This is a genomic window from Flavobacterium sp. XGLA_31 (assembly GCF_051547105.1).
GTDB lineage: Bacteria > Bacteroidota > Bacteroidia > Flavobacteriales > Flavobacteriaceae > Flavobacterium.
This window is the reverse complement of record NZ_JBPTTM010000003.1, coordinates 67,195-89,874: the sequence shown is the minus strand read 5'-3', so window position 1 is coordinate 89,874 and position 22,680 is coordinate 67,195. Positions and strand designations below refer to the sequence as shown.

25 protein-coding genes are annotated in these 22,680 nt (G+C 39.3%); 7 read left to right on the top strand and 18 right to left on the bottom strand.

The annotated features are described in order from the left end of the window. Positions 1-14 precede the first annotated feature (14 nt). Both ACSVH6_RS06985 and ACSVH6_RS06980 read right to left on the bottom strand, forming a co-directional pair. A complete protein-coding gene (locus tag ACSVH6_RS06985; protein WP_438076915.1) occupies positions 15-1,568 on the bottom strand; it encodes a PglZ domain-containing protein in 1,554 nt (517 codons plus the stop codon). 150 nt (positions 1,569-1,718) lie between these two features. After that, positions 1,719-1,922 carry a YgaP family membrane protein gene (locus ACSVH6_RS06980; protein WP_438076913.1) on the bottom strand — a complete coding sequence of 68 codons (204 nt, stop codon included), beginning with the start codon at positions 1,920-1,922 and terminating at the stop codon, positions 1,719-1,721. 157 nt (positions 1,923-2,079) lie between these two features. Here ACSVH6_RS06980 and ACSVH6_RS06975 point away from each other — a divergent pair, with 157 nt between their 5' ends. From ACSVH6_RS06975 to ACSVH6_RS06955, 5 genes are all read left to right on the top strand, one after another. Further along, on the top strand, positions 2,080-2,709 hold the full coding sequence (locus ACSVH6_RS06975; protein ID WP_438076911.1) for a Crp/Fnr family transcriptional regulator: 630 nt from the start codon (positions 2,080-2,082) through the stop codon (positions 2,707-2,709). Positions 2,710-2,839: 130 nt separating this feature from the next. Next, positions 2,840-4,258, top strand: a complete 1,419-nt coding sequence (locus ACSVH6_RS06970; protein ID WP_438076909.1) for an MBL fold metallo-hydrolase — start codon at positions 2,840-2,842, stop codon at positions 4,256-4,258. A 2-nt stretch (positions 4,259-4,260) separates the two neighbouring features. Further along, positions 4,261-4,563 carry a thioredoxin gene (gene trxA, locus ACSVH6_RS06965; RefSeq protein WP_438076907.1) on the top strand — a complete coding sequence of 101 codons (303 nt, stop codon included), beginning with the start codon at positions 4,261-4,263 and terminating at the stop codon, positions 4,561-4,563. 457 nt (positions 4,564-5,020) lie between these two features. Continuing rightward, positions 5,021-5,215: a hypothetical protein gene (locus tag ACSVH6_RS06960; protein ID WP_438076906.1), complete on the top strand. Its 195-nt coding sequence runs from the start codon at positions 5,021-5,023 to the stop codon at positions 5,213-5,215. Between the two features lie 156 nt (positions 5,216-5,371). Then, positions 5,372-7,411, top strand: a complete 2,040-nt coding sequence (locus ACSVH6_RS06955; RefSeq protein ID WP_438076904.1) for a M13 family metallopeptidase — start codon at positions 5,372-5,374, stop codon at positions 7,409-7,411. Between the two features lie 47 nt (positions 7,412-7,458). Here ACSVH6_RS06955 and ACSVH6_RS06950 read toward each other — a convergent pair whose 3' ends face one another. The 7 genes from ACSVH6_RS06950 to rsfS all read right to left on the bottom strand — a co-directional run bounded on the left by ACSVH6_RS06950 (position 7,459) and on the right by rsfS (position 13,065). Then, a complete protein-coding gene (locus ACSVH6_RS06950) occupies positions 7,459-8,286 on the bottom strand; it encodes a superoxide dismutase (RefSeq protein ID WP_438076902.1) in 828 nt (275 codons plus the stop codon). Between the two features lie 4 nt (positions 8,287-8,290). Next, the gene (locus tag ACSVH6_RS06945) at positions 8,291-8,569 is read right to left on the bottom strand and encodes an acyl-CoA-binding protein (RefSeq protein ID WP_438076900.1); all 279 of its coding nucleotides are present in this window, start codon (positions 8,567-8,569) and stop codon (positions 8,291-8,293) included. Positions 8,570-8,574: 5 nt separating this feature from the next. Then, a complete protein-coding gene (locus tag ACSVH6_RS06940) occupies positions 8,575-9,234 on the bottom strand; it encodes a phosphatidylserine decarboxylase family protein (protein WP_438076898.1) in 660 nt (219 codons plus the stop codon). Continuing rightward, positions 9,224-10,027 (bottom strand): phosphatidate cytidylyltransferase, encoded by an 804-nt coding sequence (locus ACSVH6_RS06935; protein ID WP_438076896.1) that lies wholly within the window; start codon positions 10,025-10,027, stop codon positions 9,224-9,226. The genes ACSVH6_RS06940 and ACSVH6_RS06935 overlap by 11 nt, the downstream gene beginning before the upstream one ends. A gap of 1 nt (position 10,028) precedes the next feature. Then, positions 10,029-10,634: a lactate utilization protein B/C gene (locus tag ACSVH6_RS06930; protein ID WP_438076894.1), complete on the bottom strand. Its 606-nt coding sequence runs from the start codon at positions 10,632-10,634 to the stop codon at positions 10,029-10,031. A gap of 115 nt (positions 10,635-10,749) precedes the next feature. After that, complete coding sequence (gene ftsH / locus ACSVH6_RS06925) at positions 10,750-12,675, bottom strand: ATP-dependent zinc metalloprotease FtsH (RefSeq protein ID WP_438076892.1); 1,926 nt, start codon at positions 12,673-12,675, stop codon at positions 10,750-10,752. 18 nt (positions 12,676-12,693) lie between these two features. Further along, positions 12,694-13,065: a ribosome silencing factor gene (gene rsfS, locus ACSVH6_RS06920; protein ID WP_438076890.1), complete on the bottom strand. Its 372-nt coding sequence runs from the start codon at positions 13,063-13,065 to the stop codon at positions 12,694-12,696. Positions 13,066-13,159: 94 nt separating this feature from the next. Between rsfS and ACSVH6_RS06915 the strand changes: the two genes are divergently transcribed. After that, the gene (locus ACSVH6_RS06915; RefSeq protein WP_438076889.1) at positions 13,160-13,879 is read left to right on the top strand and encodes a biotin--[acetyl-CoA-carboxylase] ligase; all 720 of its coding nucleotides are present in this window, start codon (positions 13,160-13,162) and stop codon (positions 13,877-13,879) included. 79 nt (positions 13,880-13,958) lie between these two features. Next, complete coding sequence (locus ACSVH6_RS06910; protein WP_438076887.1) at positions 13,959-14,702, top strand: hypothetical protein; 744 nt, start codon at positions 13,959-13,961, stop codon at positions 14,700-14,702. A gap of 95 nt (positions 14,703-14,797) precedes the next feature. Here the strand turns inward: ACSVH6_RS06910 and ACSVH6_RS06905 are convergent, their stop codons facing one another. The 9 genes from ACSVH6_RS06905 to ACSVH6_RS06865 form a co-directional block, all read right to left on the bottom strand. After that, a complete protein-coding gene (locus ACSVH6_RS06905; RefSeq protein ID WP_438076885.1) occupies positions 14,798-15,220 on the bottom strand; it encodes a hypothetical protein in 423 nt (140 codons plus the stop codon). Between the two features lie 35 nt (positions 15,221-15,255). Then, positions 15,256-15,651, bottom strand: coding sequence for an STAS/SEC14 domain-containing protein (locus ACSVH6_RS06900; RefSeq protein ID WP_438076883.1), 396 nt, complete (start codon positions 15,649-15,651; stop codon positions 15,256-15,258). Between the two features lie 51 nt (positions 15,652-15,702). Continuing rightward, a complete protein-coding gene (locus ACSVH6_RS06895) occupies positions 15,703-16,233 on the bottom strand; it encodes an N-acetyltransferase family protein (protein WP_438076881.1) in 531 nt (176 codons plus the stop codon). Positions 16,234-17,349: 1,116 nt separating this feature from the next. Next, positions 17,350-17,826 carry a hypothetical protein gene (locus tag ACSVH6_RS06890; protein WP_438076879.1) on the bottom strand — a complete coding sequence of 159 codons (477 nt, stop codon included), beginning with the start codon at positions 17,824-17,826 and terminating at the stop codon, positions 17,350-17,352. Between the two features lie 58 nt (positions 17,827-17,884). Then, positions 17,885-18,112 carry a hypothetical protein gene (locus tag ACSVH6_RS06885; protein WP_438076877.1) on the bottom strand — a complete coding sequence of 76 codons (228 nt, stop codon included), beginning with the start codon at positions 18,110-18,112 and terminating at the stop codon, positions 17,885-17,887. A gap of 490 nt (positions 18,113-18,602) precedes the next feature. Then, positions 18,603-19,214, bottom strand: a complete 612-nt coding sequence (locus ACSVH6_RS06880; RefSeq protein WP_438076875.1) for a response regulator — start codon at positions 19,212-19,214, stop codon at positions 18,603-18,605. Continuing rightward, a complete protein-coding gene (locus ACSVH6_RS06875) occupies positions 19,211-20,989 on the bottom strand; it encodes an ATP-binding protein (protein WP_438076873.1) in 1,779 nt (592 codons plus the stop codon). Before ACSVH6_RS06875 ends, ACSVH6_RS06880 begins: the two co-directional genes overlap by 4 nt. Before the next feature lie 10 nt (positions 20,990-20,999). Next, on the bottom strand, positions 21,000-21,500 hold the full coding sequence (locus ACSVH6_RS06870) for a hypothetical protein (RefSeq protein ID WP_438076871.1): 501 nt from the start codon (positions 21,498-21,500) through the stop codon (positions 21,000-21,002). Between the two features lie 145 nt (positions 21,501-21,645). Continuing rightward, positions 21,646-22,548, bottom strand: a complete 903-nt coding sequence (locus ACSVH6_RS06865) for a hypothetical protein (RefSeq protein ID WP_438076869.1) — start codon at positions 22,546-22,548, stop codon at positions 21,646-21,648. Between the last annotated feature and the right edge of the window lie 132 nt (positions 22,549-22,680).

Here is a 22,680-nt window from a genome sequence, read left to right as displayed (position 1 = left end):
TTTTAACGCTGGGACTATTTCGGATTAAAAACTAAAAACGGGACAATCATTTCTTCTAGCGAAATTCCTCCGTGTTGGTAGGTGTTTCGGTAGTAACTTACATAATGATTGTAGTTGTTTACATAAGCCAAAAATAAGTCATTCTTGGCAAATATATACGAACTGCTCATGTTGATGGTAGGCAACCCGATGCGTTTAGGGTCTTTGACAGCATAAACGTCTTTGTCTTCGTAGGTTAAACTTCTTCCGGTTTTGTAACGCAGATTTAAGCTGGTGTTTTTATCGCCAATCACTTTGGATGGATTTTTTACGTTGATTGTTCCGTGATCGGTGGTAAGAATCAATTTGAAACCTAATTTCTGTGCTTGTTGAATGATTTCCAAAAGCGGTGAGTTTTTAAACCAACTCAAAGTCAATGAGCGATAGGCTTTGTCATCGGAGGCTAATTCTTTGACCACTTCCATTTCGGTTTTGGCATGGGACAGCATGTCAACAAAGTTGTACACCACGGTAACCAAATTGTTTTCTTTTAAGCCTTTAAAGTTTTCGGCGAGTTTTTTACCGCTTGCCAAATTGGTGATTTTGAAATAATCCTGTTTGATATTCAGTCCCAAACGCTTTAAATGCGCGGTTAAAAATTCAGCTTCGTACAGGTTTTTTCCACCTTCTTCCACGTCATTTTTCCAATATTGCGGAAATTGTTTTTCCATTTCCAAAGGGGTTAAACCGGAGAAAATAGCATTCCTTGCGTATTGGGTCGCGGTAGGTAAAATGGCATAATAGGGCACTTCTTTTTCCAGTTTGTAATGGTTTCCAATTACGCTCTCCATCGCTTTCCACTGATCGTAACGAAGGTTGTCAATGACCACAAAAAGTATGGATTTGTCTTTCTTAACCAGTTCCGGAACCACCAATTCTCTGAAGAGGTTGTGGGATTGTACCGGTTTATCGGCTTTGGGTTCGAACCAGTCTTCGTAATTGCGTTCAATGAATTTTCCGAATTGTACGTTGGCCTCAATCTTTTGACTTTCCAGAATTTCGGACATGCTTTGGTCGTTGATGTTTTCCAACTCCAACTCCCAGAACAGTAATTTTTTATACAATTCCACCCAGTCTTCATAACTGTTGACCATGGCCATATCCATGGCAATTTTTCGGAATTCTTTTTGGTAATCTAAAGTGGTTTTTTCGGAAATCAGACGCGAGTGGTCGAGGTTTTTTTTCAGGCTCAACAAAATCTGATTGGGATTCACAGGTTTGATTAAGTAATCGGCAATTTTCGAACCGATGGCCTCCTCCATGATATATTCCTCTTCACTTTTGGTAATCATGATTACGGGCGTAGAGGATTTTTTTTCTTTCATTTCCGAAAGGGTTTCCAAGCCGCTCATACCGGGCATGTTTTCATCCAGAAAAACAATATCAAAATTTCCGTTTTCGAAGGCATCTATGGCATCACGACCGTTATTGTAGGTGGTTACCTTGTAGTTTTTCTTTTCTAAAAATAAAATGTGTGGTTTCAGTAAATCAATTTCATCGTCAACCCAAAGTATTTTGATGGCATCCATAGTCTTTAAATTAGTTAGCGCAAATTACTCATTATACAACGCATTATTATTAAAAATAGTATAAAAAAGACAAAAAGTTTTGTGAAAATATAAACCAAAAAAAGTGCCTTCTTACGAAAACACTTTTTAGTTTTTGTACTGCGAAGAGGATTATTTGGTTTTGCAGGTATTGATGCCCAATAAAGGATATAGCGGGCAAAAACTGATTACGCTGGTTAATAAAAAGATTGTTGCGAATGCCAATAAAACATATCCCAAAACGCCGGTTACGATGTTGTTATAATATAAAATTACGAATACAGCAGCCAAAATAACTCTGATGCCTCTGTCCAGTGAACCCATGTTTTTTTTCATAATTGTTTTTCTTTAAGGTTATTACTCTCAAATATACAGTGTTTTTGCTTAAAAAAAGTAACAATTGTTACTAGTGAGTTTGGTGTTTTATCCAGATGGTATTCACTTTTTTTACAATAAAATGACGAAATTTACAATCGTTAATTCTGAAAAAACCATGAAAGCATTATTGCAACAAACTTACGGAGGCCTATTTGAAGAGAAATTAATAGAGGAAATTGCCCAGGTGGCCATCTTAAAAGATTTTAAAGAAGGCGATGTTTTGATGGACTATGGAGACTATATAAAAAAAATGCCTTTGTTGCTTTCGGGTGCCATTAAGATTCTCCGCGAAGATTTTGATGAAGGGGAGTTGCTGTTGTATTTTATTGAAAAAGGAAATACTTGTGCCATGAGCATGGCTTGTTGTATTGGAAATTCGCAAAGCGAAATTAAAGCTGTCGGCGAAACCAAAGGACAGGTTGTCATGATTCCGGTAGTGTACATGGAAGAGTGGCTTGGCAAATACAAGAGTTGGCGCAATTTTGTTTTCAATAGTTATAATGACCGGTTGAAAGAAATGCTCAACGCTATCGATACGCTGGCTTTTATGCATATGGACGAAAGGTTGTTGAAGTACCTGATGGATAAAACCAAGATTAACAATTCGCGTTTCATTCAAAATACCCATCAGGAAATAGCCTACGATTTGCACACCTCACGCGTGGTGATTTCCCGTTTGTTGAAAGCATTGGAAAACACCGGAAAAATTAAATTGCACCGGGCAGCTATCGAGTTGCTGACTTAATATCCGGGTGGTTTGTAACATTTGCTACTGATTGTTTTGGATTCGGATTTTAATTTTGCTGAGCATTAGAACTGACAATTATCATGTAAAATAGTTGTGATAAGATTTAATTTTGGAAAAAAAGATACCCATGAAACTGGAACAGATTTATACCGGATGTTTGGCTCATGCCGCTTATTATTTAGAGAGTAACGGTGAGGTTGCCGTCTTTGATCCATTGCGCGAAGTGCAGGCGTACATAGATCGCGCCCGGAAGGACAATGCTAAAATCAAATACGTTTTTGAAACTCATTTTCATGCTGATTTTGTGTCGGGGCATTTGGATTTGGCAAAAAAAGAGAATGCTGTAATTGTATACGGTCCCACCGCTAAACCGGAATTTGAAGCTTTGATAGCTCAAGACAATCAGGTTTTCGAAGTGGGAAATTGCAAAGTAAAAGTCATCCATACCCCGGGACACACGATGGAAAGTACCTGCTTTTTAATTATAGATGAAACGGGTAAAGAACACGGAATTATAACAGGGGATACCCTTTTTATAGGAGATGTGGGGCGTCCGGATTTGGCGCAACATGTTATCGCTGATTTAACTCAGGATAAGCTGGCCCGTCATTTGTACCATTCCTTGCGCAATAAAATCATGCCTTTGTCGGATGATTTGATTGTTTACCCTAATCATGGAGCCGGCAGTGCTTGTGGAAAAAACATGAGTAAGGAAACCACAGATACTTTGGGCAACCAGAAAAAAACCAATTATGCCCTGAATCCGGATTTGACAGAAGACGAATTTGTGGTAGCCATATTAACAGGTTTGACTACACCACCTCAATATTTTCCAAAAAACGTACTGATGAATATTCAAGGGTATGAAAGTTTGGACACGGTGATGCATCGCGGGCAAAAGCCGTATGATGTTAAAACATTCGAAATGGTAGCCAATGAAACTCAGGCATTGGTTTTGGATACCCGAAAAGCGTCTGAATTTGCCAAAGGATTTATTCCCAACAGTGTTAATATTGGTTTGGAGAGTAACTTTGCGATGTGGGTAGGAGAGTTGATACCCGACTTAAAGCAGCCGATTTTAATTGTGGCGGAAAACGATGAGAAAGTACAGGAAACGATTATCCGATTGTCTCGTGTAGGCTATGATTTTGCCATAGGTTATTTGGTCGGAGGGTTTGAAGCTTGGAAAAGTGCCCATAAAGAAATTGATTCAATAGATCGAATTACGGCGGAAGAATTGGCCCATTTGGAACTCATTGATCAAACGCCGATTATTGATGTCAGAAAGCAAAGTGAATTTGATTCGGAGCATTTGGTTGGTGCGATTAACATTCCCTTGAATGAGATTAGCAGTAGAATAACGGAATTCCCGAAAGATCGCTATTTCATACTGCATTGTGCAGGAGGTTACCGCAGCATGATTGCCGCTTCCATACTGAAACAAAGAGGATTTGAAAATTTTGCGGATGTCATAGGGGGATTTCATGAAATTAAACTGACAGACTTACCCATTACGGATTATGTTTGTCCGACAACATTATTATAAATATGACAGGAAGTTTTGAGCGTTTAATACAATCCGATAAGCCGGTTTTGGTTGATTTTTATGCGACCTGGTGTGGTCCGTGTCAAATGTTAGGGCCCATATTAAAAGAAGTGAAAGACAGTTTGGGTGATCGGGTCTCTATAATCAAAATAGATGTAGACAAGAATCAGGAGATTGCTTCTCGCTTTCAAGTCAGAGGAGTTCCCACGATGCTGTTATTTCAAAATGGAGAACAGTTGTGGCGGCAGTCCGGGGTTCTCTCTAAAGCGGAGATTATCAAAATAATTCTGGAAAAATCAAATTAATGTTAAAGCGACTTGAACTTTGAAAATATTGGTTACATTTGGTTCACAATAAAAAAAGAATTTGAAATTTCTGGCCGTTATAATTTGTTTGTATGTCAATGTTTTGACCGTATTGCCTACGGTTAAAGCAGTCAAGATGACTATGGAACAAAAGTGTCATCAGTCTTGCTGTGGCAAAAAAACGGAAAGTGACTCCTCTAACGGTTGCCAAAAGGAAAAATGTATTTTGAACATCAATTTCAATAATGTAACCTTTTTGGTTTTTGATACTGATTATCAATTTCAGAATATTTTTTTAAAATCTTCTTTGAAGGAAAGCAATCACTATGAGAATACTTTCCTTTCGGATTTTAGGGTAAGCATATGGCAACCCCCGGAAACAAGAAGTATTGCCTAATGCATCATCAGTCAAATTTTAATAATTCAAAATAAATAATAATATAAAAAATATAACATCATGAAAAATATCATTTCAACAGTAGCCGTAGTAGCTTTTTTATTCACAATGAATGTGAATGCTCAGGAAAAACAAGATAAAAAAGAAAAAGCTAAAACTGAAAAATCTTGCTCAGCAGCCGAGAAAAAATCGTGTGCTGCCGGTGAGAAAAAAGGTGGTTGTTGTGCTGCTAAAAAAGCAGCTGACAAAAAATAATAAAGCGGTATCGTTTTATTTTGAAGTGCCTGATTTCTCAGGCACTTTTTTATTGCAGTATTGTTTCGCTAAAAAGAAATATATTTGGTAACATTTTGAGACGTTTTTATACCAATCATCCTAATAAGTTAAATCAAACCAAATACGTTACCATAGATGAAACTATCTTATAAAGTTATTTGCGGAGCGTTGCTTACATTGTCAATAGTAGGTTGCTCCAAAAAAGAAGTAAATTTCGAAGACCCATTAATTACTAATAGAGATACCACGGTAAATCCCAGTGAGGATTTCTTCCATTATGCCAACGGAGGTTGGTTCAAAAAGCACCCAATTCCCAATAGTGAAAGCAGCAACGGGATTTTCAGAATGATTGGCGATACCATTAATGCCCAAATCAAAGACATTTGTGAAAAGTCGGCTAAAAACACCGATGCGGTTAAAGGAAGTAATGAACAAAAGATAGGCGATTTCTATGCTTCCGGTATGGACACCTTAACGATAGAGAAGGCAGGGTTAAAACCATTGAGTTTGGAATTTGCCAAAATTAATGCAATCCAGGATGTTCCTTCATTGATGAATACGATGGGATATCTTCACACTATCGGTGCCGGACCGGCATTTTCTTTTTATGTGGCTCAGGATGATAAAATCAGTTCGAAGCATGCGTTGTTTTTTAGCCAAGGAGGTCTGGGTTTAGGTAATCGGGATTACTATTTTAATACGGATGAGCAAACTGTTAAAATCAGAGCGGAGTATCTGAAACATTTGGAAATGATGATGCAGTTGCTAGGTGACGATGCTATTACAGCTAAAGCAAAGGCGGCAACTATCATGAAAATGGAAACCGATTTGGCCAAGAGCAGTCGCAAATTAGAAGCACTTCGTGACCCGGTTAAGAATTACAATAAAATGACCTTGACTGAGTTCAAATCGACTACTCCTAATATTGCTTGGGAAAATGTTTTACCCAAGTTAGGGATAACGAAGGCAGATACAGTTATTGTTGGGCAACCTGAATTTTATAAAGGTTTAGATAAGATTGTAACTGCCTATTCTATAAATGACTGGAAGACGTATTTAAGATGGGACTTGGTAAACAGCTATGCTTCTTATTTAAATAATGCCATTGAAAAGCAAAATTTTTATTTCTACTCTACTGTGATGAATGGAGTTAAAGAGCAAAAGCCCCGTTGGAAGAGAATTGTTGAACAAACGGATGGCTCTTTAGGAGAGTTGGTAGGACAGGTTTACGTGTCTGATTATTTGCCCAAAGGATCCAAAGAAAAGCTTTTGGAGATAGGCAATAATATTCGCGATGTGTATGCTGAACATATCAAAAAACTGGATTGGATGAGTGAGGCTACCAAACAAAAGGCTTTGCAAAAGCTTAGTAAAATAGTAATGAAAGTTGGGTATCCTGATAAATGGAAAGACATGAGTTCTGTGGTTATCAACAGGAATGCCTATTGTGCCAACGTTATGGCTACCAATAAATGGAGCTATAATTATATGATTAAAAAATTCGGAAAACCGGTTGACCGAACCGAATGGGATATGTTCCCGCAAACGTATAATGCCTATTACAATCCGAGTAACAACGAAATTGTGGTTCCGGCATGCAATATCTTGGTTCCCGGGTTTGAAGGGCGTATGCCTGATGATGCCATTCTTTACGGAATCATTGGCGGATCTACCTTCGGGCATGAAATAACACATGGTTTTGACGATCAAGGAAGTCAATACGATGAAAACGGAAACTTGAAAAACTGGTGGACACCGGAAGATTTGACCAAGTTCAAACAAAAGACAAAATTGATAGTAGAACAGTTTAACAAATTTGAACCGTTAAAAGGAAAGTTTGTAAACGGTGATGCAACACAAGGGGAGAACATAGCGGATTTGGGAGGTGTCGTGATGGGATTTGAAGCATTCAAAAAATCACCACAATACAAAAACAAGGAAAAAATCAGCGGATTAACACCAGAACAACGTTATTTTCTGGCTTATGGGTATGCCTGGATGGTGAATGCTAAAGACGAATCAATCATCAGACAAATTATGACCGATGTTCATTCGCCGGCTCAATACAGAATTAACGGGCCGTTGGCTAATATACCTGAGTTTTACAAAGCCTTCAATATCAAACCGGGCAGTAAAATGTATCAACCCGATAGTTTAAGAGTAGTTATCTGGTAATTCAACACTAAAAAAAAATCCCTATCAGTTTTTCGATAGGGATTTTTTTAGGTCTTTGGTGTGGTAGCTTCCTGATATCGTTCGGAAACTTTTTTCCAATTGATAATCTTGAAAAAGTTCTCGATGTATTTTTTGCGTTTGTATTGGTAGTCCAAATAATAGGCGTGTTCCCAAACATCTAGGTTTAAAATAGGAGTGCCCGAAATGGTTTGTTTGGGCATTAGAGGATTATCCTGATTAGGAGTACTGGTAACAACTAATTTGCCTGTTTTGTCAACGATTAACCAAGCCCAGCCGGAACCAAATTGTTTTTCGGCTGCATCTGTAAATTGGTTTTTAAAAACGTCAAAAGATCCAAAGTCTCGATCAATAATGGTAGCTAAAGTATCTTTAGGTTGACCGCCGGCTTTAGGAGCCATACTTTCCCAAAACAAAGAGTGATTGTAATATCCACCGGCATTATTTCGTAAATCAGTATTGTTGATATCCAGTTTTTTAAGGATGTCTTCGATGCTTAAATCCGTTAAGTTGGCATCAGCAGCCACTAATTTATTCAAATTGTTAGTGTACGTTAAATAGTGTTTGGAATAATGCACCTCCATCGTGAGGATGTCAATATTCGGAGCTAATGCATTGTATTCGTAAGGTAATTTGGTCAGGGCAAACTGACCATCATCGGCCTTCACATCATCCGGATGACCAATCGTGATTTTTTCTTCGGCTGACGGTAGTGGTACTTCTACCACTTCTTCGAGTTTTTTTCTTTTACAGGAAGGAAGGAGAACTATAAAAGAAAAGCATAAAACAATCGAAAGAATCGTTTTACCCACCATAATAGTTTTTTTTGATTGGTGTTTGTGAACCATCGGTTTCATAAATCTATTTTTTTTCTTTTGCTATGGCATGAATGGCTTCGATGTAAAGCTCTTTGGCCTCATCTATAGAAAGGTGACTGATTTGCATCCAAGCATTGGTTTTGAAAGCATTTCTCAAATCGAAATTGGAAGAGGCCTGGTTGTAGTCAATGGTGCCGAATGTGGCTTGTTTGTAATAGGCATACAACCGCAGTTGCACATCTTGTGGCAGAGAAGATTGTGTCATTTTGGAAGCAATTTCAACAGCCTCCTGAAATCGAATATCTAATTCTTTTTCACTCATTTTGTCTAGGCTTTAGACGTAATCACAGTTTGGTTTCCAACAGCATTTTGCTGCAATTGCACGTCTATTTTAGTCCCCAACGGGAAAAACATATCTACTCTCGATCCAAATTTGATAAAACCGGCATCATCACCTTGGGTAACTTGTGTTCCTTCAACAGCATAGTTTACGATACGGCGTGCCAAAGCTCCGGCAATTTGTCGGTAAAGCACTTCTCCAAATTCACTGTTTTCAATTACAACAGTTGTTCTTTCGTTTTCAGTACTTGCTTTCGGATGCCAGGCAACCAAATATTTACCGGGATGGTATTTGCTGAATTTTACCTTGCCGCTCATGCAGTAACGCGTCACGTGAACATTTATTGGCGACATAAAGATGGAAACCTGAAGGCGTTTGTCTTTGAAATATTCTTCTTCGTATACTTCTTCAATAACCACAACTTTTCCATCCACGGGAGCCAAAACAACTTTGCTGTTGGGTATTATGCTTCTGTTCGGATTTCTGAAAAACTGCAAAACTAACAGCAACAAAACTAACGTTATAATTTGAATCGCTTTTTCCATCCATGGCATGGATGGTGAAGAAAATTTGTGTGATAAAAGAAAGATTACCACAGTTGCCGAAGTTGCTATTAGAATGATTTTTCCGCCTTCTTTATGAAACATAATATAAAATTTGATAAAACAAATAAACAAATGGAGCTACAAATATAATACTATCCAAGCGATCTAGAAAACCACCGTGGCCCGGCATGATGTTTCCGCTGTCTTTTACACCGGCATTACGCTTGAACTTGGATTCGATTAAATCACCTAAAGTTCCGAATCCGCTAACTATAAGAGCTATAGTGACCCATTGGATAATAGGTTCAGCTAAATAAAATCGGGCTAATAAAACGCCGGCAATGACGGCAAATACTGCTCCACCTAAAAAACCTTCAATGGTTTTCTTGGGAGAAACCCGTTCAAAAAGTTTATTTTTTCCGATGCTTCTCCCCACCAGATAGGCAAAAGTATCATTCGTCCAAATCATAACCAGTATGCTGATAATCACTTTGGGATGATATGTATTGGCTATAAAAGGGATTTTGGTAAAAATGATGATGGGCAATATTAAATAGCCAATCAGAAAAACATATTTTGAATTGCGGTCGAGTAGTTTGGGTTGCTTTTCGAAAAGGAATAACAGCGATCTGGCGGAAACTAATAGGGCCGCAATGAGCAGTAGAATTTCATTGGTTTTTACCGTATTGTTTAAGTTAAACAGGATAAAGGCCGTTACAGCCAAAATCAGTGGGACAATAGGTTTTAAGTGAATTAATTTGCAGAATTCTAACACCGAAAACAACAACAATAGCCCAAAAAGGAGGAGGAAACTGTAAGGAGAATATAAAGTGGCCGCCACTAAAAGCAGTACATAAACGGCTCCCGACAGTGCTCTGGTTAAAGTAGTACTCATGCTATAAATCTTCTAAAAGCAGCAGGTACAGATTCTTGGCAGTACTTCCGTATTGCAGGAAGTCTTCGTCTTTTGCTTTTTCGAAATATTTTATGGTAGTAATATTGGTTGGGTAGTCTTTGTCGTATTTCTTTTTAATCACGCGCAATCCATCGCTTTTAGTTTCTAAAATCTGACTGGTTGTGGCTAAAATGACGATATTAATCGGCAGGTCATTGGGTTTGTTTTGCTTGATTTGATTGGATGAAAAAAGGACGGAACCTTCATCGGCAATCAGGTTTTCGCAACTGGCCAATAAGAATTTCGGATTCGTTGGTTTGTCATGACTCAACTTGTTTTCGTCAAGCAGACTGTAAAGTTTGGGTTCATAACACAGCGCTTCGCATTCAAACCAATCATTCTCTTCAAGGATATTCAAGAACTGGTCCTTTACTTCATTCAGGTTTTCGCAGTACAAAAATTTACCACCGTTTTTTTTGAAATTATAAGTAAACTTTTCATCTACAGGCAGCAATGAAAAACTGGAAGGAGTATTGTTGAATTCGCTTTGACTTTCTTCGTCAGAGGCATCGTTACCAGCGCCAAAAATTTTTCTGAAAAGACTCATGCTTGTTAAGTTATAATCTGGTTTTGAAATTGAAATCCCTCAAAGATAAAAAAATCTTAATTCAAAAGTATGTTTTGAATTAAGATTTTAAAAAAATGTTAAAAAACGGTTGAGCCTATACTATATCGGTTTCTTCAGCCGGTATATCAAAAGGACGCTTCCCGAAAATATGCTCTAAATCATCTTTGAAAATGACCTCTTTTTCAATTAAAATATTGGCTAATTGTTCCAATTTGTCTTTGTTTTCCTGAAGGATTTTAATCGCTCTTTGGTATTCGGTTTCTATTAAATTAGAAATCTCTTTATCAATGGTTAGCGCCGTTTCTTCTGAATATGGTTTAGAGAAATTGTATTCACTTTGTCCGGAGGAATCATAGTACGTCACATTCCCCAGTTTGTCATTCAATCCGTAAATGGTCACCATGGCACGAGCCTGTTTGGTTACTTTTTCCAAATCGCTTAAAGCTCCGGTGGATATTTTGTCAAATATTACTTTCTCGGCGGCACGACCTCCCATGGTGGCACACATTTCATCCAACATTTGTTCCGGACGAACAATCAAGCGTTCTTCAGGTAAGTACCAAGCCGCTCCTAAACTTTGTCCTCTCGGTACAATGGTAACTTTTACCAAAGGGGCAGCATGTTCCAGCATCCAGCTTACAGTAGCGTGACCAGCCTCGTGAACCGCAATAGCTCTTTTTTCTTCTGTGGTCACAATTTTGTTTTTCTTTTCTAATCCGCCAATGATACGGTCAACGGCGTCTAAGAAATCCTGCTTGTCAACAGCGGTTTTGTTGTTTCGGGCAGCAATTAATGCCGCTTCGTTACACACATTGGCAATATCAGCCCCGGAGAATCCCGGTGTTTGTTTGGCTAAAAAGTCGACATCTAAATCGTCTACTTTTTTTAACGGCTGTAAATGCACTTCAAATATTTCTTTTCGCTCGCGGATGTCCGGTAAGTCTACATAGATTTGACGGTCAAAACGACCCGCACGCATTAAAGCTTTGTCTAAAACATCCGCACGGTTGGTAGCTGCTAAAACAATAACGTGAGTATTGGTGCCGAAACCATCCATTTCAGTCAATAACTGATTTAAGGTGTTTTCGCGCTCATCGTTTGAACCTGAGAAATTGTTTTTGCCACGGGCTCTACCTACCGCATCAATTTCATCAATGAAGATGATGGATGGGGATTTGTCTTTGGCCTGTTTGAATAAATCTCTCACGCGGGAAGCTCCAACACCTACAAACATTTCCACAAAATCCGAACCGGATAAAGAGAAGAATGGTACTTTGGCTTCACCGGCTACGGCTTTCGCTAACAAGGTTTTTCCGGTTCCCGGAGGCCCTACAAGTAATGCACCTTTCGGAATCTTTCCTCCTAAGGACGTGTATTTATCAGGGTTTCTCAAAAATTCTACAATTTCCTGTACCTCTTCTTTGGCGCCTTCCAATCCGGCTACGTCTTTGAAGGTTACTTTTACATCGGTCTTTTCATCAAAAAGTTTGGCTTTCGATTTTCCGATGTTGAAAATTTGTCCACCGCCACCACCGGCACCACCGCCGGACATGCGTCGCATGATTAAAATCCAGAGACCGATAATCACAATAATCGGCAACAACTGAATGAAGATGTCAGACCAATTGCTTTTTTGTTTGAAATCGTAATCTTTCAGTTTGCCTTCTTGCGCGGCTTTTACAATTTTATTTTGGAAAATTTCATCATTCCCGATGTCAAAAGAGTAGTGAGGACCTTTGTTTGGGTTGCCCAACATGTCTTTGGCCACTTTGGCGTGTGCCTTGTCTTTCAGAGCAGCCTGTGTTAAATAGGCTTCTCCTTCGGTTTTGCTGTAAACAATTACCTTTTCAATTTGTCCTTTTTGAAGGTATTCGTCAAATTTTGCCGAGGATATTTTGGCTGCATCCTGAAAATTTGAACCGCCAAAAAAATAATTGATAGCAATAAAGCCCACTATCAACGCTGCGTAAATCCACCACGGACTTACTTTGAAATTATTCGGATTCTTTTCGCTGGCCATTTTTGTCTTGTCTGCTTTTTAGTAATTGGTTTGTATGGAAGTAATTTTGGCATCACCCCAAAGGCCTTCAATGTTGTAAAATTCACGAATTTGTTTCTGGAAAACGTGTACTACGATGTTCACATAATCCATTAAAACCCATTCGCCATTGTCAGTACCTTCTACGTGCCAAGGCTTGTCTTTTAATTCTTTGGAAACTGTTTTTTGGATGGAGTTAACAATCGCGTTAACCTGAGTATTTGAAGTTCCGTTGCAGATGATAAAATAATCACAAACTGCGGTATCTATTTCTCTCAAATCGAGGATATCAATATCATTCCCTTTTACCTCTTCTATGCCTTTGATGATGTTTGCTAAAAGAACATCTGATTGCGCTACTTTTTTCGCCATGTATTTATTATGTATATTGGACAAAGGTATTACATTTTGTAATTATTTTTGCCTAACAAAAGTTTAAAATTTGTTAATCTTATTCATTCACATCATGTCTATTATCAAACTCGATGCCATAGATTCTACCAACGACTATTTGAAGCAATTAGCTCGCGAAAAAGATATGGAAAATTACACTCTTGTTTTGGCTCGGGAACAGACCAAAGGACGAGGACAAATGGGAGCCAAGTGGTATTCGGAACCCGGTAAAAACCTTACTATGAGTGTTTTGGTTAAACAAATGGCTACAGGAGATTACACGATATTTGATTTCAACGTAGCTGTGGCATTATCGGTTGTGGCGGTTTTGCACAGGTTGCAAATTCCTAAAATTCAATTGAAATGGCCCAACGACATTATGGCAGAAAATAAAAAGATAGGTGGCATACTTATTGAAAACAGCCTCAAACCGGATGGCAGTATGGTAACGGTTGTTGGTATCGGTCTGAATGTGAATCAAACCAATTTTGAAAACTTGCCGCAAGCTTCTTCCTTGGCATGTCTCACCGGGAAAACTTTTGATGTTGAAATTTTGGCTACTCTTTTGGTCGAAAGTTTACAGGAACAATTGCAGGTGGAAGCAGATATACTCTGGCAACAGTATCTGCAAAATTTATATAAAATAAAACTTCCGAGTGCTTTTGAGGATATCAATGGCCACCGTTTTATGGGAATTATTCAGGAAGTAACCCGAGAAGGGAAACTAGCTCTTTTACAGGAAGATGACCTGGTGCATTACTATGAAGTCAAAGAGATAAAAATGCTATATTGATTTTTCTGAAGTAGGGTATCGTTTATGTTGTTTGTTTCAACCATACGCAATAACTTAAATTAACACAAAAAAATCCAGTATGAAAAATTTAAAAGCAATCCTCGGACTTATGGTTTTGGTTTTCGCTGTGAGCTCTTGTTCCAGCGACAGTTCTTCAGCCAGTGGTAACATGACCATCACAGCAAAAGCAACGTACACAAATGCTGCCGGCAAAACAGCCAATGGCGTAGTGTTGAACAGCTTTAAGGTAAACATCAGAGAAATCGAATTTCAATTAGCCGGCTTCAGCGGTAAAAGTGGCGGCGCTGATGATAACGGTGGGGATGACAACGGTTGGGATGACAACGGGACTTTTGACGGTAATGATGAAGCCGAATTACACGGTCCTTGGGAATTAGATTTGCTTAACCAATCCGCTCCGATAACTACAGTGACAGTGCCTAACGGAACTTACTCTGAAGTAGAATTCAAACTAAGTCCAAGCTTGGTAGCTGCTTCTCCTATATTTGGGAAAACGGTTGAAATTACCGGAACCATCAACGGAACTCCGTTTGTATATTGGAATAACTTTGAACAACAATTTGAAATCCATTATCAGGATGCTACCCAAAATTTGGTAATCACTTCCGGTTCTTATGACTTAGTGTTCAACTTTGATTTGAACCAAGTGGTAAGTGCTATTGATTTGAGCAGTGCGGTTGACGGTGACGGAGATGGCGTAATCGAAATAGGCCCTAATGATACCGACGGGAATAACGCATTGGCGACAGCCTTCCATGAGCATTTGAATGACAGCTGTGAAATGGAAAGCCACCACCACTAAGATTTTTTGAGAATCATTTATCATAATGAAAAGAGGCGCCCGTTAGTGCGCCTCTTTTTTTTGTGGTATTTGAAAACACCGACTATGAACGGTGTTTACTTTGCCGCTATCTTCTCGTCAAATTTTTGCTGAAACCGTTTCAGGTTGAGCGCATCCACATTACCCTTCGCATCGATTACTTTTTCAGACATCAGCAGGCTGACCAGAAATTTCCAGTTGTTGTGCTGGAGCGTCTTAGAAGTAATGGTCACATTTTGCCCCGGAAATACAAACGATACATAATTGCCCGCCGGCCCTCGGTCAAACCCCTGATGCAGTTGTTCCAATGATACAATGGTTTCCTGAGTATTGAGTTTGTACACCAGCAACTGACTGCCCATTCCTTTTTTTTCAAAACTGTAGGTAGCCGTCCCGTCAGCAAGGATGGTGGTGTCTTTGAATTTAATTTCCTGTGCCTGGCTGTGGTGGGTGACCGCCATGATGGTCAGCAGTACGGCCAGATGCATTAAGTTTTTCATAAAATGTTTGTTTTGGGTTATTAAATGATATAAAATTACGAAATCCAGGCAAGGGCTTCGACGCGGTTGGTAAATACCTTGGCGTTAATCCCTCTGTTGACCGCCACGGTTTCGCCAAAACGGTCTTGGTCAATAATAGGTTCTTGCCCCAATACCGCCACTCTGCTGATTTTGCCCAAGGCAGTTTCTGTGATATACACAGAGATGGACTCTGCAAAATAAAACCGTTCCATCAACGGGATGGTGCCGGTTACTCCGTTCACATCAATCAGTATCTTGTTTTTTTGCAGAATCAGCGTTTGATCTACCGCCGTCTGAAATAACTTTTCGATATTGCTGAGCGAATAGGGGCCTATGGCTTTTATCCAAAGAAAAGTGGGCTCAATGCTTACCGTTACCGTAAAATTCAAAGGGTCTTTTTCTTCTGTCATAAGGGTGGGATTATGATGGTTATCAAAGATATTGAAAAACTTTTATTCTTTTCATGTTCCGTTGCGCAATTGGAGTTTCATCATGAGGTCTGTTTGTTCGTCATCTCCCAATTTGAAAATATGCTTGTCAAAGACAACAAATCCGTTTTTTTCGTAAAAGCGTATGGCTCTCGGATTTTCTTCCCAAACGCCTAACCAAAGATATTCGGCCTGCTGCTCTTGCGCTATCTGGATTGCTTTGTCATACAATACTTGTCCCACATTTTTTCCCAGAAATGCTTTCAATACATAGATGCGCTCAATTTCGAGTGCTTTATGGTCTTTCAATTCGGTTTGCGAGGCTCCGAAGTTGATTTTTAAATACCCGATAACCGCGCCTTCCGACTCTGCAAAATAAAATGCAGAGTTCTCATCCTCAAGTTCAGCCGTTAGCTTTTCAACAGCAAAACTGTCCTCCAAATAGCGTTTCATATTCTCCTCAGTGTTCGATTCCGAAAAGGTTTCTTCAAACGTTTGCCTGCTGATGTGCTGCAACGAGTCGATGTCGTGCCGTGTTGCTTTTCTGAGGGTTATTGTTGTCATAGGTTGTTTGGCTATTTTGGGTTTAATGTTTTTCAAGACGCTTGTTTCTTGTAACGGCTGGTGACATTAGTTTTAACTAGTAAGCAAAAATATAAGCAAACCCTAAAAAATAAATTGGGACAGTGGCAAAAGGTAGTATTATGTCCAAAAACTTATTTGTAAAAAATATATTTAGAATGTTGAATGCAAAGCAAAATATAAATATGTATGCCACAAGATTCAAACTCAGAAATGAAATATTATAAACTTTATTGTCTATTTTGATTGATTTTACTTTCCTCAAAATTAAACTTTGCTCAATTTCAACTTCTTTTCCCTTTATAATTTTTCCAAATTCTGGTAGAAACTTTCCGAGATAATAAATATTACCACTTTCACATTCTAAAATATATTTAATTTCTCTAGAACCGCCTCCTGATTTCCAAGTAGGTGTATAATTAACTGCGTTATAGAAAGATTTGATTTTTTCACTTTTGTGCTGAATTGAGGGAACTAGAAAATCAATATATAGTGATAATATGAAAATAAGATTCACAATTATTAAATATCTGTAGTCGTAATTTTTTATTAGCATAAGTTCTTAAAAATGACCGTTAACTATTAAACAACAATAGGAGTATGCTTCCTCTTGCTAATATATAAAATTCCTCTTACTGTTTATACTTTTTTATTGATGCGCCTTTTTGTCTCAATGGAGTAAATCGATTTAGTTAAAAGCCCCTTTAATGGGGTGTTGTACTGCTTTTAAGTGGTTGGTGAGGTACTTAAAAGGGGTCTTGTATTGGTTTTATGGGGTTGGTAGACCCCTTCAAAGGAGTTCGGGAGGGCTTTTTTCCCGTGTTGCACCCCTTATAAGGGGTTTGCTCACTACTTTTAAGTGGTCGCGAACCTCTTTTAAGTGGTTATGAACCCCTTTTATCCCGTTGACAACCTCTTAAAACCAGTATTCAACGTGTTTTTAGTACTTAGGCCACCCCTTTAATTGGGTAGAGAACGGGGATAAAGTAGTATGTAACCTCTTAAAATCCTGTTGCTACCTGATAAAAGTGGGTAGAGGGAATATATAAAAGCCGTTTCCTTGGTGGTAGCGAAACGGCTTTTGAAGAGGCAGTACCTTTATGGGGTAGGCGTGCTACCGGCAGGTCTGCCCGTAAAAAATTGGCCCAACTCTTCTACCTTTGGCTGGTACCCATTGGCTTGGGTACTGGCTTTGTACTTTGAATAATCATAGTCGGTCAAAGCGGCAGTGTAGTTGTCATAATCGTGCAGTATTTTGGCATTTTCCATTCCGGTCAGCAGGGCTTGCATGCGTTGAATGGTGTTTTGCAAATAGGCACGCGAATCAAAATCGTCATTGAATTCGGTCCAGTTAATATCCGGACTGCTCAATGTGGGCTGGTTATCATAAAAGTCTTTCACCTTGTTGATAACCAATTTGTTCTGTTCGTTTACGCTACCATAACGCTGACGTTCCTCAGCAGTTAGATTGGCAAGTTTAGTGGCTAATGCAGTTTCAAGTTGATCAATGGCGTTGTTGATCGTCGTTTTTTCTGCGACACTGAAATGGCGGTGGTCTAAATTTGTAAATGGCATGATAAATTTTGATTAATGATGATTGCCTACTCTTTGTCGGATTTTCGGCGAGCTCCGTTTAGCGCAAAAAAGATTGCATAAAACCCAAAAAGCGTCGGGTTTCTATGGGTTGTTCTTCCATGGCCAGGCAGCGGTCTACCGTGGCGGCGATACGCAGGCGCGGGTACTGCGGAAACTCTTCGGCTATGGCTTGTATCACAAATCTGCGGTCGGGCTGCCGTACACCGTTAGCCAGTTGAATTTGATACATTTCTTTACATTTGTTTTCTACGTTGTTCCAGCTCATTTTGTTTGTATTTTTAGTTAATGTCCTTTTTTATTCCTACAATGGCTCTCGTTTTGTTCTCCCTCCCGATGCGGTCAGAAAGTAGGCCTGTGATTCACCTCACGATTTCCCTCTTACTAAAGTCTCAAAAAAGCAAGAGGGAGGTGAGGAGGTAGGTATATCTTCATACTGTGTTATTTATAGTCATACGTTTTATCAATAGCGTCGTTAGGCCTCACGGCTTTTCGGGTTTTATACTAAGGCAGATTTAAAGGGGGCATGTGGGCTTTTGTTTTCCTTAATGACGTGGGGGAGTCATTGACAAAGGATTTAATTGGAAAGCCTGACATGTCAAAAGTAGGAAATGGTAATCAAAAAAAAATCCCCAACAATGGGGATTTTTGGCTAGTCTTTTTCTTACTTTTTTAGGCTTTTTAATCGATGTAAAAGCGTGTAAGTATCGACGATTGTGCTTTTTTATGCTTTTTATCGATGCATCGGCTGCGGCTGACTAGAAGTCGTATTTGCGTTCGATGGCAAATCGGATTAAGTCGGTTTTGCCGTGTACGTTTATCTTTTTGATGATGTTTTTGCGGTGGGTGTCTACCGTAGCCTTGCCTATCGAAAGTATATCAGCAATTTCCTGTGAGGAATGCCCGTCGCCAATAAGTCGGAGGATGTCTTTCTCTCGGGAGCTCAGGATAACGACTTCACGGGTCAAATCGTCAAAGGTATGGATGGAGTCGTCAAAATATTTGCCCACCTTGTCCACCATACGTATGGCTTCAAGTACCTTTTGCAGTGATGAATTCTTCATGATGTAGCCCGAAGCGCCGGCTTGTTTCATTTGGTCTACCGCTTCGGCTTGGTCAAACATGCTGAAGGCAATGACTTTCGTTTCGGGAAACTCCTGTTTTATGGTTCTTGTGGCACAAATTCCGTCGCACTTAGGCATACGGATATCGGTAATGACGATGGCGGGTCTCTTTTTCCGAACGAGTTCTATGAGTGCCTCGCCGTCATTGGCTTCGCCCACAATCTGAATGTCGGGTTCAGTATTCAAAAATAATTTCATGCCATCTATCAGTGCCTGATGGTCTTCGGCTATAGCCAGTGTTATCATAAAGGGATATCAATTATTACAGAGGTTCCTTTGTCCTTAGTGCTGTCAATAGTAAAGGAGCCGCCCATGTGTTCAACTTTCTTTTCAATATTAGGCAATCCCATGCCTTCATTTTTATTTTCATTGGGTAGAAATCCTTTTCCGTTGTCCTCAATAATAATGTTGAGGCTGTCATGGTGACGGGTCAAATGGATAGTGATTTCGGTTGCCTGCGCATGTTTGATGGCATTGGTTAAGATTTCCTGCACCATCCTGAAAATGCTGACTTCCATAGTACTGTCCAAACGGTCATCGAGCCCAAACGGCACTACTTCAATACGGAGTTTTCCCGGGATAGAGGCCTTTTTGGCAATGTTGGTAATGGCGGGTAGCAGGCCTTCGTGAGCCATTACTCCTGCATTTTTGGTATGGGCCAGGCCGCGAATTTTTTGGTAGGCCTCGTCTATCATGGCATCGGTTTTGTCATAAAGTTGGGCATCGGCTTCGTCCAGCTTCGCGTTGTTGCGTTTGAGGTTTTGAAAATTGAGTTTGAGAGTGGCCATCAGACTGCCTAAATTGTCGTGCAGGTCGTTGGCAATTTTAATGCGTTCTTTTTCCTGACCTTCCAGCATTTTATCAATCTCAAGGAGTTCCTGTTCTTTGAGCAGGTTTTCGATTTTTTGAGTTTCAATGAGTTTTTCCTGTTCGGCAATTTGTTTTTTCTTGCTGAGAAACTTTATACGGAGATATCCCACTATAGTCCCAATGAACAAGAGCGATACCACCAGATAGATGAGTAAAATATTGTTGCGGTTTTTTACTTTCAGGTTCAGGTTTTCAAGCTCTTTTTCTTTGGTTTTGTAGCGCATATCCATGTCGCTGATAATCTCGCTCTGCCTGATGAAATTGGCTTCGTCTAATAATTCTTCGGAGGTTCGATATTCGTTATAGGCGCTTTTATAATCCTTCTGTTTGGCATAATTAAGGGCCAAAAAAAGATGGATGCGACTTTTCATGTTTTTTACATAGGTTATTATGGGAATGGTGTCGGCTTCTTTGAGCAGTTGAATGGCTTTTTTATGATCACCAAGGTAGTAATATACATTAGACAAGTATATCATATTAAAACAGAGGTCATCCATTAATTTGTGTTTTTTTGAAATGGTAATGGCCTGGTTGTAATAATAAATAGCCGAATCCCGCTGAATTATTTTTTCGTTATAAAGCATGGCTAAGCCTGAAGCAATCTTGGCATACATTTTTTCATCAGGAGCTTTTCTGTTTTGTTTCAAAGCCTTGAAATAATATTGTCGGCCTGCTACAGAATCAATATACATAATGGAATTAGCCATTTCAAACAAACCTTTGGTAAGTAGTTTCGGGTCTTTGGAATCGTAGGTGTATTTGAGATATTCTTCATAGTATTTTTTACTGGTCTCTATAGTTGATTTCTCTATACTGAGACTATAGGCAATTTCCAGTTTGGTTTCCATGGCGTTTTTTACATCCTGTAACGACTCATAGAGTATTTGACTTTTTTCAAAGAAAAAAAGGCAACTGTCGTTCAGGTTTTCGTTACCATAAGCTTTTCCCAACAGAAAGTACCTTCGGGCATTTTGGGCCTTATTCAGTTTTTTTTGATTAATGGTTCGCAGCAGTTTGATGGCTTCAAAGTTTTTACCGGTTACCATCAGCTGGTCAATGGTTTTAAAATCGGGTTGTTGAGAAAAACAGCACCAGCTTGCCATACATAATACGGCAAGCAGGGTGTTTTTAAAACGAAAAGAATGATTCATTTAAGTCAAATTAAGCTATGATTGAAGGTCCTGATGCCCTTGGTTTTCCGAAAGGAGTCTTACCGCTCAGTACCGGTGCCGGACATATGACATAGGGGCCTTTGATGGCATTGGCATACAAGGTTTCCATATTTTCAAGAAAAGCCTCACGGTCATCAGCATTCGCATCAGTGCTGTGAAAGAATAAAAATAAACAATTTTGGTTAACCGAAAAATCAAAATCGGCCACTCCGGCTAATCCGGGTGGTTTTGGAACGGCATTTAAATTTAAAGTAATACTGAAAGTGCCTTCTGTTGGCGTGGCCAGCTCATCGCCCGGGTCATTAGTAAATGTAAATTCACACAAAATAACATTCAGAGTGTCCCCGGTAATAGCCGTTTTGGTGCTCAAATTGTAATAGGTAAGTTCAAATTCTGAACGTTTCGGTGGATCGGGCAGTGCCACTGTAACGCTGATGGTGTTGTTTTTTAAATCTAAGGTTCCAGTCGAAGTGTACGTTTCGTTACTCATGAGTAATATGTTTATGGGGTTATACGCGTCAAATATCCGTGATTAAAGTATAAAAAAAATCCCCAATAATGGGGATTTTTATATGTTTTTTGAAGTTGAAATACTACAAGGTGAAAATTCAGGGCTACTTTTGTATCATTGGAACTTATCGTCTGCCTCCCCCGCCACCTCTTGTTTTGGCACCTCTCACAGCACCGTTAATATTGCCTCCTCTTACGGTGGGTGTTTTTACCGCATTTCGGACTCCGTTAATATTACGCGGACGGACATTTTTGATAGTGGTTCCTCTTACGTTTTGACGCACCATAGGGGTTCCTTTTCGATTGTGCACCACTAGGGTAGAACTATGTCGCATTGGTGTATACTTGTTTCTGATGCCGAAGGCTCTGCCACGGGGAACCGGATGGTACCACATGCGGTGTGGGGCACAGCGAACATAAAAAACAGTGTAAGCAAAAGGATGCCAAGGATGCCACCATATTGGACGATGATGCCAATGATATGGAGACACCCAAATCACATAATTCGGCGCATAAATAAAGCGTACACAAGGCCAAAGCCATACATTGATAATGATAGATTGTACCTCTACGACCGGAGTGTTGGGACCTCCTTTAGCATCTTTGATGACTTCTTTTTCTTCAGTAGGTTCAATAATGGTGTTTTCAGCATAAAGATCTTTGTCGCCTTCTATCTGAAGCACCGCCTCGGCATCACCGGTTTTTTCGATAGCGATGGTGGCAATGTCTTGTTTTTCGGTTTCATTAAGATAAGTACTCAAAACAATAATATGAGAATCTCCATCTTTAATATCATCGACATTGATAAAATCAATATCTCCGTCATTATTAAGATCTAGGTTGTTTACATTGTTATTCTTGTCATTAATTTTCCGTTCAAATTGTTTTAACGAAGACGATTCTTTGAACATGGCCAAAGCGCCTTCCAGACTAAAATTTTCTCCCGTATAATTCGGGCGATTGTCTTCCTGAGCAAAACCGGTGTTTATGCCGAAAGCAACGAGCAGTAGAGCAACACAATTTTTCATGATAATAAAAATTTAACGATAAGACCTTCATACAAAGATAAGGTTTAAATGGCAAGATGTTTCAGGGATGAAGCAGTAAAAACCATTTTTTAGCAAAAATTAAAAATAATGTATCTTTGAACCCAAATGACA